The 19,368-nt window shown below is 69.8% G+C and carries 16 protein-coding genes; all 16 read left to right on the top strand.

The genetic code is table 11. The features are described from left to right. Positions 1-15 precede the first annotated feature (15 nt). The 16 genes from MUN76_RS03805 (at position 16) to dnaE (ending at position 19,362) form a co-directional block, all read left to right on the top strand. Complete coding sequence (locus MUN76_RS03805; protein WP_244687291.1) at positions 16-1,569, top strand: Mur ligase family protein; 1,554 nt, start codon at positions 16-18, stop codon at positions 1,567-1,569. Beyond that, positions 1,566-2,975 carry a UDP-N-acetylmuramoyl-tripeptide--D-alanyl-D-alanine ligase gene (locus MUN76_RS03800; RefSeq protein ID WP_244687289.1) on the top strand — a complete coding sequence of 470 codons (1,410 nt, stop codon included), beginning with the start codon at positions 1,566-1,568 and terminating at the stop codon, positions 2,973-2,975. Before MUN76_RS03805 ends, MUN76_RS03800 begins: the two co-directional genes overlap by 4 nt. After that, complete coding sequence (gene mraY / locus MUN76_RS03795) at positions 2,972-4,057, top strand: phospho-N-acetylmuramoyl-pentapeptide-transferase (protein WP_244687287.1); 1,086 nt, start codon at positions 2,972-2,974, stop codon at positions 4,055-4,057. Before MUN76_RS03800 ends, mraY begins: the two co-directional genes overlap by 4 nt. Next, positions 4,039-5,577 carry a UDP-N-acetylmuramoyl-L-alanine--D-glutamate ligase gene (murD, locus tag MUN76_RS03790; RefSeq protein WP_244687285.1) on the top strand — a complete coding sequence of 513 codons (1,539 nt, stop codon included), beginning with the start codon at positions 4,039-4,041 and terminating at the stop codon, positions 5,575-5,577. The genes mraY and murD overlap by 19 nt, the downstream gene beginning before the upstream one ends. After that, a complete protein-coding gene (locus MUN76_RS03785; RefSeq protein WP_244687283.1) occupies positions 5,546-6,763 on the top strand; it encodes an FtsW/RodA/SpoVE family cell cycle protein in 1,218 nt (405 codons plus the stop codon). The genes murD and MUN76_RS03785 overlap by 32 nt, the downstream gene beginning before the upstream one ends. Then, positions 6,760-7,836, top strand: coding sequence for a UDP-N-acetylglucosamine--N-acetylmuramyl-(pentapeptide) pyrophosphoryl-undecaprenol N-acetylglucosamine transferase (locus tag MUN76_RS03780; protein ID WP_244687281.1), 1,077 nt, complete (start codon positions 6,760-6,762; stop codon positions 7,834-7,836). The genes MUN76_RS03785 and MUN76_RS03780 overlap by 4 nt, the downstream gene beginning before the upstream one ends. A 125-nt stretch (positions 7,837-7,961) precedes the next feature. Beyond that, positions 7,962-9,383 (top strand): UDP-N-acetylmuramate--L-alanine ligase, encoded by a 1,422-nt coding sequence (gene murC, locus MUN76_RS03775; protein WP_244687279.1) that lies wholly within the window; start codon positions 7,962-7,964, stop codon positions 9,381-9,383. Next, positions 9,380-10,534, top strand: coding sequence for a cell division protein FtsQ/DivIB (locus tag MUN76_RS03770; RefSeq protein ID WP_244687277.1), 1,155 nt, complete (start codon positions 9,380-9,382; stop codon positions 10,532-10,534). Before murC ends, MUN76_RS03770 begins: the two co-directional genes overlap by 4 nt. A 122-nt stretch (positions 10,535-10,656) precedes the next feature. Beyond that, positions 10,657-11,880 (top strand): cell division protein FtsZ, encoded by a 1,224-nt coding sequence (gene ftsZ / locus MUN76_RS03765; RefSeq protein ID WP_244687275.1) that lies wholly within the window; start codon positions 10,657-10,659, stop codon positions 11,878-11,880. Between the two features lie 18 nt (positions 11,881-11,898). Beyond that, positions 11,899-12,594, top strand: coding sequence for a YggS family pyridoxal phosphate-dependent enzyme (locus tag MUN76_RS03760; RefSeq protein WP_244687273.1), 696 nt, complete (start codon positions 11,899-11,901; stop codon positions 12,592-12,594). A 30-nt stretch (positions 12,595-12,624) separates the two neighbouring features. Next, positions 12,625-13,134, top strand: a complete 510-nt coding sequence (locus MUN76_RS03755) for a cell division protein SepF (protein WP_244687271.1) — start codon at positions 12,625-12,627, stop codon at positions 13,132-13,134. Positions 13,135-13,137: 3 nt separating this feature from the next. After that, positions 13,138-13,434, top strand: a complete 297-nt coding sequence (locus MUN76_RS03750; protein WP_244687269.1) for a YggT family protein — start codon at positions 13,138-13,140, stop codon at positions 13,432-13,434. 112 nt (positions 13,435-13,546) lie between these two features. Beyond that, complete coding sequence (locus MUN76_RS03745) at positions 13,547-14,215, top strand: DivIVA domain-containing protein (protein WP_244687267.1); 669 nt, start codon at positions 13,547-13,549, stop codon at positions 14,213-14,215. Between the two features lie 8 nt (positions 14,216-14,223). After that, the gene (gene lspA / locus MUN76_RS03740) at positions 14,224-14,844 is read left to right on the top strand and encodes a signal peptidase II (protein WP_244687265.1); all 621 of its coding nucleotides are present in this window, start codon (positions 14,224-14,226) and stop codon (positions 14,842-14,844) included. Beyond that, positions 14,831-15,748, top strand: coding sequence for an RluA family pseudouridine synthase (locus tag MUN76_RS03735; RefSeq protein WP_244687263.1), 918 nt, complete (start codon positions 14,831-14,833; stop codon positions 15,746-15,748). Before lspA ends, MUN76_RS03735 begins: the two co-directional genes overlap by 14 nt. A 41-nt stretch (positions 15,749-15,789) precedes the next feature. Then, a complete protein-coding gene (gene dnaE, locus MUN76_RS03730) occupies positions 15,790-19,362 on the top strand; it encodes a DNA polymerase III subunit alpha (protein ID WP_244687261.1) in 3,573 nt (1,190 codons plus the stop codon). Positions 19,363-19,368: the final 6 nt, after the last annotated feature.

The raw sequence follows: 19,368 nt of genomic DNA, 5'->3' as shown, positions 1-19,368 counted from the left end.
AGGAGGCAGACACACGTGAGTACCGGAGATGCGCTGAGCATTCGTCCCCAGGATCCGAGCCCAGTCGCACTGGACTCGCTCGTCGGGCGATTCCCGCTGGGCGTGTTCGGCGACCTGTCCGAGGTCCGAGCGACCGGCGTGTCGCTCGACTCCCGTGATGTGCGCCCAGGCGACCTCTACATCGGCATGCCGGGCGCGAAGCGGCACGGTGCCGACTTCGCGCGGCAGGCCGCCGATCGCGGCGCCGTCGCCATGCTCACGGACGCCGACGGGGCGGAGCGGGCCGCGCAGGTCGGGTCGGAGCTGCCGGTGCTCGTCTCCGAGGCGCACCCGCGCACGATCCTCGGCGAGGTCGCCGCGGCCGTGTACGGCACCGATGCGGTGTCGGCGAAGCTCTTCGGCGTCACCGGCACGAACGGCAAGACGAGCGTCGTCTACCTGCTCGCGGAGCTGCTGCGGGCCGCCGGGATCACCGCCGGGCTCAGCTCGACCGCCGAGCGGCGCCTCGGCGACGAGGTCGTTCCGAGCAACCTGACGAGCCCCGAGGCCTCCGAGCTCCACGGCCTGCTCGCACGCATGGCCGAGGCCGGGGTCGGCGGGGTGGCGATCGAGGTGTCGGCGCAGGCCGTGGTCCGCCACCGCCTCGACGGCGTGCACTTCGACGTGGTCGCCTTCAACAACTTCTCCCAGGATCACCTCGACGAGTTCGGCGACCTCGAGACGTACTTCGCCGCGAAGCTGCAGCTCTTCACCCCGGAGCACGCGGAGCGGGGGGTCGTGGTGGTCGACTCGCCCTACGGCCAGCGGATCGCGCGCGAGTCGCGGATCCCGGTCACCCGGCTCGCGACCGAGTACGGGCAGGAGGCCGACTGGTACCTCGCGATCACCCACCAGACCCTCGACGGGGTGTCGTTTGTGCTGCAGGGCCCCGAGGGCGCCAGCTTCCGCGGCCGGGTGCCCGTGTTCGGGCGCTTCATGGCTGAGAACGCCGCGCTCGCCCTCATCATGCTGCACGAGGCGGGCATCCCGCTCGCGCAGGTGTCGTCGGGACTCGAGCAGGGACTGATCCCGGTGTACATCCCCGGGCGGCTCGAGGAGATCTCGGCGGGCGGCGAGGGGCCCCGCTTCTACGTGGACTACGGGCACACCCCGGGCAGTTTCGAGGCCATGCTCGACGCACTCGGCGAGGTCGCTCCCGGCCGGATCATCTTCATGTTCGGCGCGGACGGCGACCGGGACACCACCAAACGCGAGGAGATGGGCCGCATCGCGGCGGCCGGCGCCGACACCGTGATCATCTGCGACTACCACCCCCGCTCCGAGCCCCCGGAGGCGATCCGGGCACAGCTGCTGGCCGGCGCGCGCTCGGAAGGGCGAGCCGAGGTGCTGGAGGAGGCGGATCCGCGCCGGGCGATTCGCCTCGCCATTTCGCGCGCCGAACCCGGGGACGTTATCCTGTATGCCGGTCCCGGTCACGAGGACCATCAGGAAGTCGCCGGGGAGTTTCTCCCGTACTCGGCGCGTGACGAAGTGCGCGGGGCCCTCCGCGAGGCAGGATTGCTCCCGTGATTGAACTGACGCTCGCCGAGATCGCGGAGGCCGTCGACGGCCGCCTCGTCGTCGGCAGCAGCGGTGCCACCTCCGCGACGGTGGTCCGCGGCATCTCGCAGACCGATTCTCGCGAGGTCGCCCCCGGCCAGATCTTCTTCGCCCGGCGCGGCGAGGAGACCGATGGGCACCGCTTCGCCGGATCCGCCGTCGACGCGGGCGCCGCGCTCCTGGTCGTCGAGCAGGAGGCCGACGACCGGGTGCCGCAGATCGTGGTCGCCGAGTCGACGATCGCACTCGGGCGCCTCGCGACCGAGGTCGTGCGTCGCGTGCGCGCGGGCGGCGAGCTCACGATCGTCGGCATCACGGGATCGAACGGCAAGACCACCACCAAGAATCTCGTCGCCGCGATGGCGGAGCGCCGGGGGGCGAGCGTCGCCTCCGAGAAGTCCTTCAACAACGAGGTCGGCGGCCCGCTCACCATGCTCCGCGTCGACGCGGGCACCCGGACGCTCGTCGCCGAGATGGGCGCGAGCGCGGAGGGGGAGATCGCCCGGCTGACCGCGATGGCGCCGCCCGCGATCGGGGTCGTGCTGACCGTGGGGCTCGCGCACGCCGGTGAGTTCGGCGGGATCGAGACGACGTTCCGCACCAAGAGCGAAATGGTGCGGGATCTGCCGAACGACGCCGTGGCCGTGCTGAACCGCGACGATCCCTACGTCACCCGCATGGCCGAGCTCACGGCCGCCCGGGTGCGGTGGTTCGGGCAGCATCCGGAGGCCGAGGTGCGCGCGAGCGGCATCGACTCGGATGCGTCGGGCACACGATTCACGCTGCACATCGGCGACGCGTCGCGCCCCGTCGTCTTCCGGGTGCTCGGCGAGCACCACGTGACCAACGCCCTCGCCGCCGCCGCGGTCGGGAGCGAGCTCGGGCTGACGCTGGAGCAGATCGTGGAGGCGCTCGAGGGCGCCACTCGCGCGGCGCGCTGGCGCATGGAGGTGATGGGCGGCCGCGACGGCATCACCGTTGTGAACGACGCCTACAACGCGAGCCCTGATTCCATGGCGGCGGGGCTGCGAACCCTGGCGCAGATCGCTCGACCGGGCGCGCGCACCGTTGCCGTGCTCGGCGCGATGAGCGAGCTGGGCGAGTACTCGATCGAGGAGCACCGCCGGATCGGGCTGCAGGCGGTCCGTCTCGGCATCTCCGAACTCGTCGTCGTCGGGCAGGAGGCCCGCAACCTCCACATCAGCGCGATCAATGAGGGCTCCTGGGACGGGGAGAGCGTCTTCTTCGAGGAGCAGGACGCCGCGTTCGACCACCTCGTGCGCACGCTGCAGCCGAACGACACCGTACTCGTGAAATCGTCGAACGCCGCGGGCCTGCGCCTGCTCGGCGATCGACTGGGAGAGGCCTTCGCATGATCTCACTGCTCATCGCGGGTGGTTTTTCGCTGCTCTACTCGCTGCTGCTCACACCGCTGTTCGTGCGGGGCTTCCGCAAGCTCCACTGGGGCCAGTTCATCCGTGAGGACGGCCCCGAGTCGCACTTCGCGAAGCGCGGCACGCCCACCATGGGCGGACTGATCTTCATCTCGGGCGCCGTGATCGCCTACTTCCTCGGCAAGACGATCATGGGCGAGACCCCCACGCCGTCCGCGCTGCTGGTGATCCTCATGGCCGTCGGCGCCGGTGCCGTCGGGTTCATCGACGACTTCCTGAAGACCCGCAAGCAGCAGTCGCTCGGGCTGGGCGGCTGGGCGAAGATCACCGGCCAGGTGCTCATCGCGATCGTCTTCGCGGTGCTCGCCCTGCGGTTCCCGAACGAGCAGGGGGTCACCCCCGCATCGACGCACGTCTCGCTGTTCCGCGATCTCCCGTTCGATTTCATGTCGCTCGGCGCGATCCTCGGGTTCAGCCTCTTCGTGCTCTGGATCATCTTCATCGTCGTCGCGACCACGAACTCGGTGAACGTGACCGACGGCCTCGACGGGCTCGCGGGGGGCGCGTCGATCCTCGTCTTCGGCGCCTACCTGATCATCGGGTTCTGGCAGGCCTCGCAGAGCTGCTTCCACACGGCCTACGAGGCCGGCTGCTACCTGGTGCGCGATCCGATGGACCTCGCGGTCGTCGCGGCGGCGTTCCTCGGCGGTCTCGGCGGCTTCCTGTGGTGGAACACGAGCCCCGCCCAGGTGTACATGGGCGACACGGGCTCGCTCGGCCTCGGCGGTGCGATCGCGGCGTTCGCGATTCTGACGCAGACGGAGCTCCTGCTCATCCTGCTCGGCGGCCTGTTCATCATCGAGTCGGGATCGGTCATCCTGCAGCGCGCGTACTTCAAGGTGACTCGCGGCAAACGCATCTTCCTCATGAGCCCGATCCACCACCACTTCGAGCTCAAGGGGTGGGCCGAGGTGACCGTGGTCGTACGGTTCTGGATCATCGCGGCGCTGTTCGTGATCGCCGGGGTCGGCGCCTTCTACGGCGAATGGCTGCTGCAGAACTGATGGGAGACGACGTGGGTACGACGCGGGACCGGGTACTGGCGCTGACGAGTTGGCACCACGACTGGACGGACCTCCGGGTCGCGGTGCTCGGGCTCGGGGTGACGGGGTTCTCCGTCGCCGACACCCTGGTCGAGCTCGGCGCCCGGGTCCGGGTGATCGCGGGCGCGCCCGATCCCGATCGCGAGCACCTGCTCGATGTCATCGGCTCGGAGCGCTACTGCGACGAGGACACCGCCGGACAGCTCACCGACCTGCGGGTGTTCGATCCGGAGCTCGTCGTCGTGTCGCCCGGCTACCGCCCGGATCACCCGCTCACCGCGTGGGCGATCGCGGAGGGCATCGTCGTCTGGGGGGATATCGAGCTCGGCTGGCGGCTGCGGGACAAGACCCCGCGCATCGCGGACTGGATCTGCATCACGGGCACCAACGGGAAGACGACGACCACGCAGCTGACGGCGCACATGCTCGTCGCGGGCGGGCTCCGTGCGACCCCGGCCGGCAACATCGGGATCCCGATCCTCGATGCGCTGCGCGATCCGCAGGGCTACGACACGATCGTGGTCGAGCTGTCGAGCTTCCAGCTCGAGCGCCTCGGCGAGATCTCGCCCTACGCGAGCGTCTGCCTCAACATCGCCGACGACCACCTCGACTGGCACGGCAGCGCCGACGCCTACCGCCGGGCCAAGGCGAAGGTCTACGAGCACACCCAGGTGGCGTGCGTCTACAACCGGGCCGACGCGGCGACCGAGCGCATGGTGGAGGAGGCGGACGTCGTCGAGGGCGCCCGGGCCATCAGCTTCGGGCTCGACACCCCGCCCCCGAGCGGCTTCGGGGTCGTCGAGGGCATCCTCGTCGACCGCGGTTTCCACGAGGGGCGTCGCAGCGAGGCCTACGAGCTCGTGACGGTCGACGAGCTGCGCGACCGTGACCTCGCGGCGCCGCATATGGTGCAGAACGTGCTCGCCGCGAGCGCTCTCGCGCGCGCTCGTGGTGTCGCGCCCGACGCGGTCGCGCGGGCGATCCTGACCTTCACCCCGGATCCGCACCGCGCCCAGCGCGTGGGCGAGGTCGGCGGCGTCCACTACATCGACGACTCGAAGGCGACGAACGCGCACGCCGCCGACGCGTCCCTGCGTGCGATGCGCGACGTCGTCTGGATCGTGGGCGGGCTCCTGAAGGGTGTCGACATCGACGAGCTCGTGCGCACCCACGCGGATCGACTCCGCGGGGCGATCGTGATCGGCGTCGATCGCGCCGAGGTCGTCGCCGCGCTGGCGCGCCACCTGGGGGAGCGTCCCGTGATCGAGATCGAGGCGGCGCCCGCGGACGTGATGGACGAGGCCGTGGCAGCGGCCGCGCGCATCGCCCGCCCGGGCGACACCGTGCTCCTCTCGCCGGCCGCCGCATCGATGGACCAGTTCACCGACTACGCGGATCGCGGCCGCCGCTTCCAATCGGCCGTGCAGCAACTCCCCGGAGGTGGCGCGGGTGGCAACCCCTCCGCGGCAGCCGGAGCCTGAGCGCGGCGCGCTCGGGCAATCGCGCATCCAGCTCGGGGCGGCGCTCCGGGCAGGGTCCGACCACACGGTCGCGGCGCTGTACGCCATCACCCTCCTGCTCGTCGGGTTCGGGCTCATCATGGTGCTGTCGTCGTCGTCGATCACCTCGTACGTCGCCGACCAGGGGTTCTTCGGCGGCTTCTGGCGCCAGGCGACCTTCGCGATCATCGGCCTGCCGCTCATGCTGCTGGCGGCCGCCATGCCCGTGTCGTTCTGGAAGCGCTGGTCGTGGGCGCTGCTGGGCCTCGGCATCGTGCTGCAGCTGCTCGTGTTCACGCCCCTCGGAGTCGAGGTGTACGGCAACCGGAACTGGATCCAGATCGGCGGGTTCGGCGCGCAGCCGTCTGAGGCGCTGAAGCTCGCGCTGGTCGTCTGGATCGGCGCGGTGCTGCTGAAGAAGGAGCCACTCCTCGGGCAGATGCGGCACGAGATCGTGCCAGTCGTCGTGCCCGGTGCGGTGCTCGTGCTCGGTCTCGTGCTCCTCGGCCGCGACCTCGGCACCGTGCTCATCATGGCCGCGCTGGTGCTCGGGGCCATGTACTTCGGCGGTGTGAGCTGGAAGACCCTCGGGGTCGTCGCCCTGGGCGGCCTGCTCGCCGTCATCTTCTTCGTGGTCACGAGCCCGAACCGCATGGCTCGGCTCTTCGGCCACGCGGCCGGCAACGACGACTACAGCGGTCTCGGCTGGCAGCCCCTCCACGGGCTCTGGGCGCTCGCCGGAGGCGGGCTCTTCGGGGTGGGGCTCGGCGGATCCAAGGCCAAGTGGTCCTGGCTGCCCGCGGCCGACAACGACTACATCTTCGCGATCATCGGCGAGGAGCTCGGCCTGATCGGCGCGCTGCTCGTGATCGTCCTGTTCATCGCCCTCGCGGCGGTGCTGCTCCGGGTGATCTCCCGCGCGCGCGACCGCTTCGGCAAGGCCGTGGTGGGCGGCATCCTCGTCTGGATCGTCGGGCAGGCCTTCGTGAACATCGGGGTCGTGATCGGCGTGCTGCCGGTGCTCGGCGTGCCGCTGCCGCTCATCAGCGCGGGCGGCACGGCGCTGATCGCCTGTCTGCTCGCGCTCGGGGTGGTCATCTCGATCGCCCGCGACGGCTCCGACTACCAGGCCGAACTCGCGGCCGCCGACGGAAGGACTGCACGGTGACGAACTATCTCCTGGCGGGCGGAGGCACGGCGGGCCACGTCAACCCGCTGCTCGCCCTCGCCGACCTGATCCGCGCCGAGGAGCCGGACGCTGAGATCCTGGTGCTCGGCACCCGGGAGGGGCTCGAGGCCCGGCTCGTGCCCGAGCGGGGCTTCGAACTCGCGTTCATCGAGCGGCTGCCGTTCCCGCGTCGCCCGAACCTCGCGGCCCTGCGCTTCCCGGCTCGCTTCGCCCGGGCGGTGCGGGAGGTCCGCGCGCGCATCCGCGAGCGGCGCATCGACGTCGTCGTCGGCTTCGGCGGGTACGCAGCGGCCCCGGCCTACCGCGCGGCCCGGGCGGAGGGCGTGCCGGTCGTGATCCACGAGGCCAACGCGAAACCCGGCCTCGCGAACCGACTCGGCGCGCGGAGCACCGAGTACGTCGCCGTCACGTTCCCCGGAACCCCGATCCGCGGAGCACGGGTCACCGGGATGCCGCTCCGGCCCGAGATCACGGGCCTCGACCGCGCTGCGCTTCGCACGTCGGCGCGGGAGCACTTCGGGCTCGATCCCGAGCGCACGACCCTGCTCGTGACCGGGGGGTCGCTCGGCGCTCGTGCGATCAATCAGGGCATTTCCGGCGCCGCAGCCGAGCTCGTCGGTGCCGGGGTGCAGGTGCTGCACGTCTGGGGCGGACTCACGGAGGTGGAGGATCCGGGTGTCGCCGGGTACCACGTGATCCCGTATTGCGACCGCATGGATCTGGCCTTTGCGGCCTGCGACCTGGCCGTCTCGCGCGCCGGATCGACGACGGTGAGCGAACTCGCGGGACTCGGCGTTCCGGCGATCCTGGTGCCGTACGGGCACGGCAACGGCGAACAGCGCTTCAACGCCGCGAGTGTCGTCGACGCCGGGGGCGCGATCCTCGTGGAGGACGCGGCGCTGACCCCGGAGTGGGTGCGCGGCACGCTGATCCCGCTGCTCAGCGACGAGGCGCGACTCGCGGAGATGTCCCGACGCGCGCGGAGCGCGGGATCGCTCGACGGCACCGAGCGGCTGCTCGACCTGGTGCACGAGGCGCGCGCCGCGCGCTGATCCGCGGCGCGGGGCCCACCGACCCGCGGCGCTGCGACCCCCATCCCGCGGCGCGGCCGCCCGCGTCCGTGATTCCGAGGTGCCGCGCGCTATCCTTGACGAGCAATGACCGAGAAGGAGCCCCGATGATCTACCCCGACCTCGAACTGGACGTTCCGGAGCACCTCGGACGGGTCCACTTCGTCGGCATCGGCGGCTCCGGCATGAGCGGGATCGCCCGCATGATGCACCAGGCCGGCGTGCCGGTCACGGGCTCCGACCGCAGTGCGAACTACTCGACCCGCGCGCTCGAGGAGATCGGCATCCCGGTCGCGATCGGGCACGACGCCGCCCACGTCGGCGACGCCACCGCGCTCGTGGTGACGGGCGCGCTCTGGACCGACAATCCGGAGTACCAGCTCGCGCTCGCGACGGGCCTGCCCGTGCTGCACCGCTCGCAGGCGCTGGCGTGGCTCGCGCGCGGCAAGCGCACGGTCTCGGTCGCGGGCGCGCACGGCAAGACCACCTCCACCGGCATGGTCGTCACCGGCCTCCTCGGTCTCGGTGCCGACCCCTCGTTCGTGAACGGCGGGATCATCGAGTCCCTGGGGGTGAGCTCGGCACCCGGCGCCGACGACCTGTTTGTGATCGAGGCCGACGAATCCGACAAGTCCTTCCTCATCTACGACACGGCCGTGGCGCTCATCACCAATGTGGATCCCGAGCACCTCGACTTCTACGGCTCGCGCGAGGCGTTCATGCAGGCGTTCGTGGACTTCGCGCGCGCGGCGCGCGAGCAGGTCGTGATCTCGGCCGACGATCCCGGGGCGCTCGAGGTGCTCGCGGCGCTCCGTGAGACCGGCAGCACGGTCGCGATCCGCACGTTCGGAGAAGCCGAGGACGCCGACGTGCGGCTCGTCGACATCGACGACTCCGGCCCCGTGCGCTTCGCAGCGGAGATCGCGGGGGAGCGGTACGAGGCTCAGCTCGGCGTCTACGGCCGCCACAACGCGGTGAACGCAGTCGGCGCCCTGGCGGTGCTGACGGCGCTCGGCTTCGATGCCGCGGCTTCGCTCGCCGCGATCGCGCAGTTCGGCGGCACCAAGCGCCGCTTCGAGTTCCACGCCGACGTCGCAGGGGTCCGGGTCTACGACGACTACGCGCATCACCCGACCGAGGTCGCGGCGCTGCTCGACTCGGCGCGCGCCGTGGTCGGCGAGGGGCGCCTCATCGCGATCCATCAGCCGCACCTCTTCAGCCGCACGCGTCTGTTCCACCGCGAGTTCGCGGAGGTGCTCGAGCGGGGTGCCGACCACACGGTGGTCCTCGCGGTCGACGGTGCGCGGGAGGATCCGGTCGCCGGCGTCACGGGTGAGCTCGTGTCGAACGACTTCGAGGACGCCTCGCGCGTCGCGTACGTGGACGACTGGCAGCGGGCAGCCGACTACCTCGCGGACTTCGCGCGCCCCGGTGACGTCATGGTGACCATGAGCTGCGGCACGGTGTATCAGATCATCCCGCAGGTCGTCTCCGCGCTGCGCGACCGCTTCGAGCCCGCGGGTCAGTGAAACGCCCCAACGGGTTCGACCGGGCTCAGGAGCCGCCTGAGCCCGAGCACCCCGGTGCCCGGGAACGGAAGGTCCGGGATCGGAGATTCTGGGAGCGGACGCCGCGGGAGCCGCGCGCCGCGGACTCGGGACCACCCGAGTGGCACGACGCGGAGCCTGGAGCCTTTGCGCCGAGCGCCGCCGCATCCGGTGCCAGCGATCCGGAACCACCGGCGAGCCCGCTTCCGGGCGAGGCCGAGACCATCGACCTCAGCGAGGTGCGCGCCGCGCGGGAGTCGGAGTCGGATTCCTACGACACCGTGCAGCTGGCCGAGGACGGGCGATCCGGCGGGCGGTCGGGCGGGGTCCTCGCGCGGCTCCGCTCCGAGCGCGAGCCTGATCCCGTGCGACTGGCGGAGCGCCGGGTCCGCGCCGCGCGCCGGGAGCGCCGCGCGCAGGAGCGGCGCGAGCGCCGACGGTTCTCCGTCGAGGCCCGGCGGCGCCGACGCAACTGGTTCATCGTGCTCGGCACGGTCGGTGCGCTCGTCGTGTTCGTCGCCGCGGGGGTCTTCACCCCGCTGATGGCAGTGCGGAACGTCCAGGTCGTCGGTGCCACGAGCGTCAACGTCGCCGACATCGAACAGGCGCTGGCGCGCTTCGACGGGGTGCCCCTCGCGCTCGTCAACGAGGGCGACGTGCACCGGGCACTCGAGCCCTTCCCCCTGATCCAGCGTTACGCGATCGAGCTGATTCCGCCGGACACGCTCACGGTGCGGATCGAGGAGCGCCTCCCCGTGCTCTCGATCGAGCAGGATGGCGTCTTCGTGCTCTACGACGCGGCGGGAGTGCTGCTCGGGACCGCGGACGCGCCGGTGGGAGGGGTACCCGTCGCATCCGGCGGGATCACCGACCTGACCTCGGACGCGTTCGCCGCTGCGGCCCGGGTGCTGCGCGACATGCCGGCCGAGCTCCGGGCTCAGGTCGGCTCCGTCGTGGCGTCGAGCGGGCAGGACGTGACACTGGGACTCACGAGTGGGGTCCAGGTGCTCTGGGGCGACGCTGAAGAGACGCGACGGAAAGCCGTCGTGCTCACCTCGATGATGGCGGCCCTCGGCGATCGCGCGATCGAGCAGATCGACGTATCTTCCTCCGGTGCGCCCGTCTTCCGGTAGTTTTCGGCGTGTCTGCGCGAGTGAGGTGGGCGAGGGACATAGCTTTGTCGGCAGGTAATGTATACGGCGATACTAACTTTTAACTTCAGGTAGAGGTTGAAGGTTGGGGGCGGAGGATCCACGTGTCAACAAACCAGAACTACCTCGCGGTGATCAAGGTCGTCGGTGTGGGTGGCGGTGGTGTCAACGCCGTGAATCGCATGATCGAGCTCGGGTTGCGCGGGGTCGAGTTCATCGCGGTGAACACCGACGCGCAGGCCCTCCTGCTGAGCGACGCCGACGTCAAGCTCGACGTCGGACGCGAGCTCACGCGCGGCCTCGGCGCGGGCGCCGACCCCGAGGTGGGGCGGCGCGCCGCGGAGGATCACGCGGAGGAGATCGAGGAGGCGCTCGCCGGCGCCGACATGGTGTTCGTGACCGCGGGTGAGGGCGGTGGCACGGGCACGGGTGCGGCCCCGGTCGTCGCGCGGATCTCCAAGTCCATCGGTGCACTGACCATCGGCGTCGTGACCCGTCCCTTCAGCTTCGAGGGCAAGCGTCGCGCGGCGCAGGCCGATGCCGGCGTCAGCACACTCCGCGACGCCGTGGACACCCTCATCGTCGTGCCGAACGACCGACTGCTCGACATCAGCGAGCCCGGCATCAGCATGATCGAGGCCTTCGCCGCCGCCGATCAGGTGCTGCTCGCCGGCGTCTCCGGCATCACCGATCTCATCACCACCCCCGGCCTCATCAACCTCGACTTCGCCGACGTGAAATCGGTCATGCAGGGCGCGGGAGCGGCCCTCATGGGCATCGGATCCGCCCGAGGGGCGGATCGCGCCATCAAGGCCGCGGAACTCGCCGTCGCGTCGCCGCTGCTCGAAGCCTCCGTCGAGGGGGCGCACGGCGTGCTGCTGTCGATCCAGGGCTCCTCGAACCTGGCGCTCAGCGAGATCTACGAGGCCTCGACACTCGTGCAGGACGTGGTGCACCCCGAGGCCAACATCATCTTCGGCACGGTGATCGACGACACCCTCGGCGACGAGGTGCGGGTGACGGTCATCGCCGCCGGATTCGACGAGGAGCCGTCGACGCAGACCGTCACGACCGAGCGCGGCCGCCGCGGCAGCCACATCGAGAGCATCGACGAGGTCGCTGCTCCGACCCGCGCCGGTGCCGGGATCGGTGCCGCCGGGCTCGGTGCCGCGGCGTTCGGCTCCGACAGCGCCGGGAGTACGCAGAACCCCCCGACCGGGCAGTTCGGCGAGGTGCTCTCGAACCCGCCCGTGGAGGCGCAGCTGCCCGATCCCGCATTCGACGGTGATGACGACGACGATCTCGACATCCCCGAGTTCCTGCGGTAGCGCGTGTCGACCGAGTCCGTGACCGACCCCGCGCTGGCCGCGCGGCTCCACGACGTCCAGGCGGGCATCGCGGATGCGGCGCGCGCCGCGGGGCGGTCGGCGGATGAGCTCACGCTCATCGTGGTGACGAAGTTCCACCCCGCGAGTCTCGTGTCCGCGCTCGCGGAGCTCGGCGTGCGCGACGTCGGGGAGAACCGGCACCAAGAGGCGCAGGCGAAAGCCGAGGAGCTCGCCGCACTCGACCTGCACTGGCACTTCATCGGTCAGCTGCAGACGAAGAAGGCACGCCAGGCCGCCCGCTACGCGCGGTCGATCCACTCGATCGACCGGGAACGCCTCGTCGACGCGCTCGCCGACTCGGAGTTCGATCCGGCCACGACCGAGCCGATCGACGCTTTCCTCCAGGTCAACCTCACCGAAGATCCCGGTCGCGGTGGGGTCGCTCCGGCGGGCCTCGAGGCGCTGGCCGAGCGGGTGCTCGCGACGTCGACGCTGCGTCTGCGCGGGGTCATGGCCGTCGCGCCGCTCGAGGAGCCCGCGGCCGAGGCGTTCGCGCGCCTCGCGGGGTACTCGGAGCGTCTGCGCGCCCTCGACCCCGCCGCGACGGCGATCTCCGCTGGGATGACGCACGACTACGTCGAAGCGATCGCGGCGGGTGCGACACACCTCCGCATTGGGAGTGCAATCACGGGGAATCGCCCGGAGCCCCGGTAGTCTCGAAGCACCGCACCGTTGGGAGAGAAGATGAGCAATCCGCTGAAGAAGACCATGGTGTTCCTGGGTCTCGCCGAAGAAGACCTCGAGGACCACAATGCGACGGCGCAGCAGTCCGCGGCTCCCTCGGCAGCCGCGTCGCAGAGCACCGCTGCGCCGGCCGCCAAGGCCACACCCGCTCGACCGGCGCCCCAGCGCGCCGCCGTCACGCCGCTGCGCCGTGTGACCCCGACGAAGCCCCCGGTGGCGCAGGCGATGAACGAGATCCTCACCGTCCACCCCTCCGAGTACCGCGACGCCAAGGTCATCGCCGAGAGCTTCCGCGACGGCGTGCCCGTGATCATCAACCTCTCGCGTATGAACGAGGCCGACGCCAAGCGCCTCATCGATTTCGCCAGCGGCCTCACGATGGGTCTGCACGGTCGCATCGAGCGGGTCACGAGCAAGGTCTTCCTGCTCTCGCCGGAGCACATCGAGACCGGCAGCGACGAGTCGACGACGAACGACAGCGGGTCTTTCTTCGTCACCCCCTCCGCGTAACCCGTGGAGATCGTACTCACGCTCGGAACGATTCTTCGAGTCGCCCTCCGGATCTACATCTTCGTCCTCTGGGTGCGGTTCGTGCTCGATTGGGTGCTGGTGCTCAACCCCCGGTTCCGGCCGCGTGGGCCCCTGGCGGTGCTGGTCGAGCTCGTCTACAGCATCACCGATCCTCCGATCCGGATGTTCCGTCGAGTCCTGCCGCCGATCCGCCTCGGGCAGATCTCCCTCGACCTCGGCTGGCTCCTCACCATGCTGTCCTGCTGGATCCTGCTCGCAATCATTCCCGGCTGGTGGTAGCCGCGCGGGGCGAAATCCCGCCCTGACGGCCTCCGCCCTGCGAGAATGAAGCATTCTTTGCTAGCGTTGACTGCGACCACGGCAGTGGTCCCGAATCGAAAGAGACGTAACGATGGCCCTGACTCCTGAAGACGTCGTGAATCAGAAGTTCACGATCACCAAGTTCCGCGACGGCTACGATCTCGACCAGGTCGATGATTTCCTCGACTCCATCGTCGAGGTGCTGCGCCTGCACGAGCAGGAGAAGGCCGAGCTGAACACGCAGATCGAGGATCTGACGGCGAAGCTCGCCGCCTGCGAGGCGCGAGGCGGTGCTGAGGAGACCGCGGTGTCGGAGCAGACCATCGTCGTCGAGGCGCCCGCGCCCTCCGCTCCGGTCGTTCAGGCAGCGGCGCCTGCGGCCGCCGAGGTCCACTCGCCGCAGCCGGACGCCGTCAAGTCGAGCGCCATGCTGCAGCTCGCACTCGAGCTGCACGACAAGCACGTGCACGAGGGCGAAGCGACGCGCGACAAGCTCATCAGCGAGGCCGAGGCCAAGCGCGACCAGATGGTCGAGGACGCGGAGCTCACCGCGAAGCAGCTCGTCGAGGAGGCGCAGAAGCAGCGCGCCGAGGAGCTCAAGGTGCTGGGCGAGGAGCGCAGCGACCTGCAGTTCAAGATCAAGGATCTCCGCCAGTTCGAGAGCGAGTACCGGGGCACGCTGCGCTCCTACATCCAGTCGCAGCTGCGCGGCCTCGACGGATCCCCGGAGCCGTCCGGCGCCCCTGACGGCCTGCAGTAGTCGGGAGCGTGAACGACACTCCCGACTCGTCGGGCCACATGGACCAGCCGGCGCCCTCGCGGCGCCGGCTGGTTCCATTGGTGCTGCTCGCCGTCGCCGCCCTGATCTACGCCGCGGATCAGCTCGTCAAGAACTGGGTCGTCACCCACCTCCCCGAGGGCGAGACGGTCCCGGTGCTCGGCGAATTCCTGCAGTGGCACTTCGTCCGCAATCCGGGGGCCGCGTTCTCGATGGCGAGCGGGGCGACCTGGATCTTCACGATCCTCGCCGCGGTGGTCGTGGTGGTGATCCTGTGGCAGATCCGGCGCTTGCGTTCGGTCTCCTGGTCGATCTTCCTGGGGCTCCTGCTCGGCGGGGTGCTCGGCAACCTGACCGATCGACTGACGCGCGAACCGGGATTCCCGGTGGGCCACGTCATCGACTTCATCTCCACCCCCTGGCTGTGGCTCGGCTTCCCCCAGGGCATCTACAACATCGCGGACATGGCGATCGTCGGCGGCATGATCCTGTTCGTCGCGATCACCCTCCTCGGGCTGCCGGTCGACGGATCGCCGCGCGAGACCCGGGCGTCCCGCGCCGCGGCCGCCTCGGAGGAGCCTGCCGCATCGGAGGAGCATGGAGCACCGTAGCCTGCCCGTGCCCGACGGGCTGATCGGGGAGCGCGCCGACGCGGCGCTCGCGAAGCTCCTCGGGTTCTCCCGGAGCTTCGCCGCCGAAGTGGCACAGGCCGGGGGCGTGAGCCTCGACGGGCGGGTGCTCGGCAAATCTGATCGGTTGACCGAGGGCGCCTGGCTCGAGGTGAGCTGGGTCGAGAAGACGGGGCCCGAGATCGTGCCGATCGAGCTCCCGGAGCTCGGGATCGTGCACGACGATGACGACATCGTCGTCGTCGACAAACCCGCCGGAGTGGCCGCGCACCCGTCGCTGGGCTGGGACGGCCCGACCGTGCTCGGGGCGCTCGCGGGCGCCGGGTACCGGATCGCGACCTCCGGCCCGCCCGAGCGGCAGGGCATCGTGCACCGGCTCGACGCTGGGACGAGCGGTCTGATGGCCGTGGCGAAGAGCGAGCGGGCCTACAGCGAACTCAAGCGCGCGTTCAAGGCGCGCGAGGTCGACAAGATCTACCACGCCGTGGTCCAGGGGCACCCGGATCCGTTCTCCGGCACGATCGAGGGGCCCATCGGTCGGCACCCCGGACACGAGTGGAAGTTCGCGGTCACCCGCGACGGCAAACCCTCGGTGACCCACTACGAAACGCTCGAGGCGTTCCCGTACGCGACGCTGCTGGAGATCGAGCTCGAGACCGGGCGCACGCACCAGATCCGCGTGCACATGGCCGCGCAGCGCCACCCGTGCGTCGGCGACACGATGTACGGCGCCGATCCGACGCTGTCGGCCCGCCTCGGCCTCGGGCGGCAGTGGCTGCACGCCATGCGGCTCGGCTTCCGGCACCCGGGCACGGGCGAACCGGTGCAGTTCGAGAGCCGCTACCCGGACGATCTGGCGCACGCCATCGAGGTCCTGTCGAGCTGAAGCAGGGTACCCTGGAGACGTCCGTGAAAGGGGCGTGATCCTTGGCGCAGAACGACGGCTTTGTCCATCTCCACGTGCACAGCGAGTACTCGATGCTCGATGGCGCCGCGCGTGTGAAACCACTCATCCAGGCGGCCGCCGAGCAGCAGATGCCCGCGATCGCGGTGACCGATCACGGCAACACGTTCGGGGCGTTCGACTTCTGGAAGACGGCCCGAGACGAGGGCGTGAAGCCGATCATCGGCATCGAGGCATATGTCACCCCCGGCACCCACCGCAGCGACCGCACCCGCGTCCGCTGGGGCGACGGGGCCGGCGACGACGTCTCGGGCGCCGGCGCCTACACGCACATGACCCTGCTCTCGGAGAGCACCGAGGGCATGCACAACCTCTTCCGGCTGTCGAGCAAGGCCTCGATCGAGGGGTACTACTTCAAGCCCCGCATGGACCGCGAGCTGCTGCAGACGTACAGCAAGGGACTCATCGCGACGACCGGGTGCCCGTCGGGCGAGATCCAGACCCGTATTCGCCTGGGGCAGCTGAAGGAGGCCCGGGAGGCCGCGGCCGAGTTCCAGGATCTCTTCGGCAAGGACAACTTCTTCTGCGAGCTGATGGATCACGGTCTCGACATCGAGCGCCGCGTGAAGAAGGATCTCATCGATATCGCGCGCGACCTGAAGATCCCGCTCGTCGCGACGAACGACCTGCACTACGTGCACGAGTCGGATGCCGACGCGCACTCCGCGCTGCTGTGCGTCCAGTCGGGATCCCGGCTCGACGATCCGAATCGGTTCCAGTTCAGCGGCAGCGGCTACTACTTGAAGTCGGCCGCCGAGATGCGACACATCTTCCGGGAACTGCCCGAGGCCTGCGATAACACGCTGCTCATCGCCGAGCGCTGCGAGTCCGAATTCAACACCGCCGCCAACTACATGCCGCGCTTCCCGGTGCCCGCCGGTGAGACGGAGGAGAGCTGGTTCGTCAAGGAGGTCGAGCGCGGCCTCGAGTACCGCTACCCGCAGGGCATCCCGGATGCCGTGCGCAAGCAGGCCGAGTACGAGACCGGCGTCATCACCCAGATGGGCTTCCCCGGCTACTTCCTCGTCGTCGCCGACTTCATCAACTGGTCCAAGGACAACGGGATCCGCGTGGGGCCCGGCCGTGGATCCGGTGCGGGATCCATGGCGGCTTACGCGATGCGCATCACCGACCTCGACCCGCTGCAGCACGGGCTGATCTTCGAGCGCTTCCTGAACCCGGATCGCGTCTCCATGCCCGACTTCGACGTCGACTTCGATGATCGTCGTCGCGGCGAGGTCATCAAGTACGTGACGGAGAAGTACGGCGACGAGCGCGTCGCCCAGATCGTCACCTACGGCACGATCAAGTCGAAGCAGGCGCTGAAGGACGCGTCGCGCGTCCTCGGCTTCCCGTTCGGCATGGGCGAGAAGCTCACGAAGGCGATGCCCCCGGCCGTGATGGCGAAGGACATCCCGCTCTCGGGCATCACCGACCCGTCCCACGGGCGCTACAAGGAGGCGGCGGAGTTCCGCGCCGTGCTCGCGGAGGATGCCGAGGCGAAGACCGTCTACGACACGGCGCTCGGCCTCGAGGGCCTGAAGCGGCAGTGGGGTGTGCACGCCGCGGGTGTGATCATGTCGAGCGATCCGCTCATCGACATCATCCCGATCATGAAGCGCGAGCAGGACGGCCAGATCGTCACGCAGTTCGACTACCCGACCTGCGAGAACCTCGGCCTCATCAAGATGGACTTCCTGGGGCTGCGCAACCTCACCATCATCTCCGACGCGCTCGAGAACATCCGGCTGAACCGCAACGAGGAGCTCGACCTCGAGCGCCTGGAGCTCGACGACACGGCGTCGTACGAGCTGCTCGCCCGCGGCGACACCCTCGGCGTATTCCAGCTCGACGGCGGACCGATGCGCGGGCTCCTGCGCCTCATGAAGCCGGACAACTTCGAGGACATCTCCGCCGTGCTCGCGCTGTACCGCCCGGGCCCGATGGGCGCCGACTCCCACACGAACTACGCGCTCCGCAAGAACGGGCTGCAGCCGATCACGCCGATCCACCCGCAGCTCGAGGAGCCCCTGCGGGACATCCTCGACACGACCTACGGCCTCATCATCTACCAGGAGCAGGTGATGTCGATCGCGCAGCGCGTGGCCGGCTTCTCGCTCGGCCAGGCGGACATCCTCCGCCGGGCGATGGGCAAGAAGAAGAAGGAAGAGCTCGACAAGCAGTACGCGGGGTTCTCCGACGGCATGACCGGCAACGGCTTCGGCGAGGCCGCGATCAAGGCGCTCTGGGACATCCTCCTGCCCTTCTCCGACTACGCCTTCAACAAGGCCCACTCAGCCGCGTACGGCGTGATCAGCTACTGGACGGCCTATCTCAAGGCCCACTACCCGGCCGAGTACATGGCCGCCCTGCTCACGAGCGTCGGCGACTCGAAGGACAAGCTCGCGATCTACCTGAACGAGTGCCGACGCATGGGCATCAATGTGCTACCGCCGGCCGTGAACGAGTCCTTCGCGAACTTCTCCGCCGTGGGGGACGACATCCGCTTCGGCCTCGGCGCGATCCGCAACGTCGGCGCGAACGTCGTCGAGGCGGTGCGCGGAGCGCGCGAGGAGAAGGGCAGCTTCGAGAGCTTCCACGACTTCCTGAAGAAGGTGCCGCTCGTGGCGCTCAACAAGCGCACGATCGAGTCGCTCGTGAAGGCCGGAGCGTTCGACGGGCTGGGCGGCACGCGTCGGGCGCTCGTCGAGATCCATGAGCCCGCGATCGAGAGCGCGGTCAAGGACAAGCGCGACGCCGAGAACGGCAACGTCGGGTTCGACTTCGACTCGCTCTTCGCCGAGGCCGCGGGCGACGGGGGAGCGGCGGACCCGGTGTCGCAGATTCCGGATCGCCCCGAGTGGACCAAAAAGGACAAGCTCGCGTTCGAGCGCGAGATGCTCGGGCTGTACGTATCGGACCACCCGCTCCGCGGTCTCGAGTCGGCTCTGGCGAAGGAGGCGTCCGCGACGGTCCAGCAGGTCACGAACCCCGATGCGAGCCCGAGCTTCGACGGCGAGATCGTGACGTTCGCCGGGCTGCTCACGAGTGTGCAGCATCGCACGGCGAAATCCGGCAACCTCTACGGCATGGTCACCCTCGAGGATTTCACCGGCGAGGTGCAGGCGCTGTTCATGGGCAAGTCGTACCTGGAGTTCGGTCAGCTGCTGCAGCCCGACTCGATCGTCGCACTGCGCGGCAAGATGAACGCCCGCGACGACGGCATGTCGATGCATGCCTACGGCGTCCGCCCGATCGACGCGGCCGTGCAGGAGGACGCGACCGTGCTGACGCTCTCCCTGTCGGACACCCGGGCGACCGAGGATCTGATGGAAGAGCTCAAGTCGACACTGCAGCGGCACCGGGGCGACAGCGAGGTGCGGCTGCACCTGCTCACCTCGACGGCGGTGCGGATCTTCGAGCTCCGGGAGCAGGTGCGCATCACGGCGGATCTCTTCGGCGAGCTCAAGGGGTTGCTCGGGCCGCGCTGCCTGATGTCGTCTGAGGAACTCGTGGGAGAGTCGCTCAGAGCGTAACTCCCG

This window comes from Leucobacter rhizosphaerae (genome assembly GCF_022919175.1).
GTDB classification, from domain to species: Bacteria; Actinomycetota; Actinomycetes; order Actinomycetales; family Microbacteriaceae; genus Leucobacter; species Leucobacter rhizosphaerae.
The sequence above is the reverse complement of the archived record's forward strand: the minus strand, read 5'-3'. Positions and strand labels throughout refer to the sequence as shown.

Coding starts and splice junctions, on each gene's coding strand:
- MUN76_RS03735 (WP_244687263.1), top strand. CDS start 14,831: ATGGAGCACCGTAGCCTGCCCGTGCCCGACGGGCTGATCGGGGAGCGC.
- MUN76_RS03745 (WP_244687267.1), top strand. CDS start 13,547: ATGGCCCTGACTCCTGAAGACGTCGTGAATCAGAAGTTCACGATCACC.
- MUN76_RS03755 (WP_244687271.1), top strand. CDS start 12,625: ATGAGCAATCCGCTGAAGAAGACCATGGTGTTCCTGGGTCTCGCCGAA.
- mraY (WP_244687287.1), top strand. CDS start 2,972: ATGATCTCACTGCTCATCGCGGGTGGTTTTTCGCTGCTCTACTCGCTG.
- murC (WP_244687279.1), top strand. CDS start 7,962: ATGATCTACCCCGACCTCGAACTGGACGTTCCGGAGCACCTCGGACGG.
- murD (WP_244687285.1), top strand. CDS start 4,039: ATGGCTGCTGCAGAACTGATGGGAGACGACGTGGGTACGACGCGGGAC.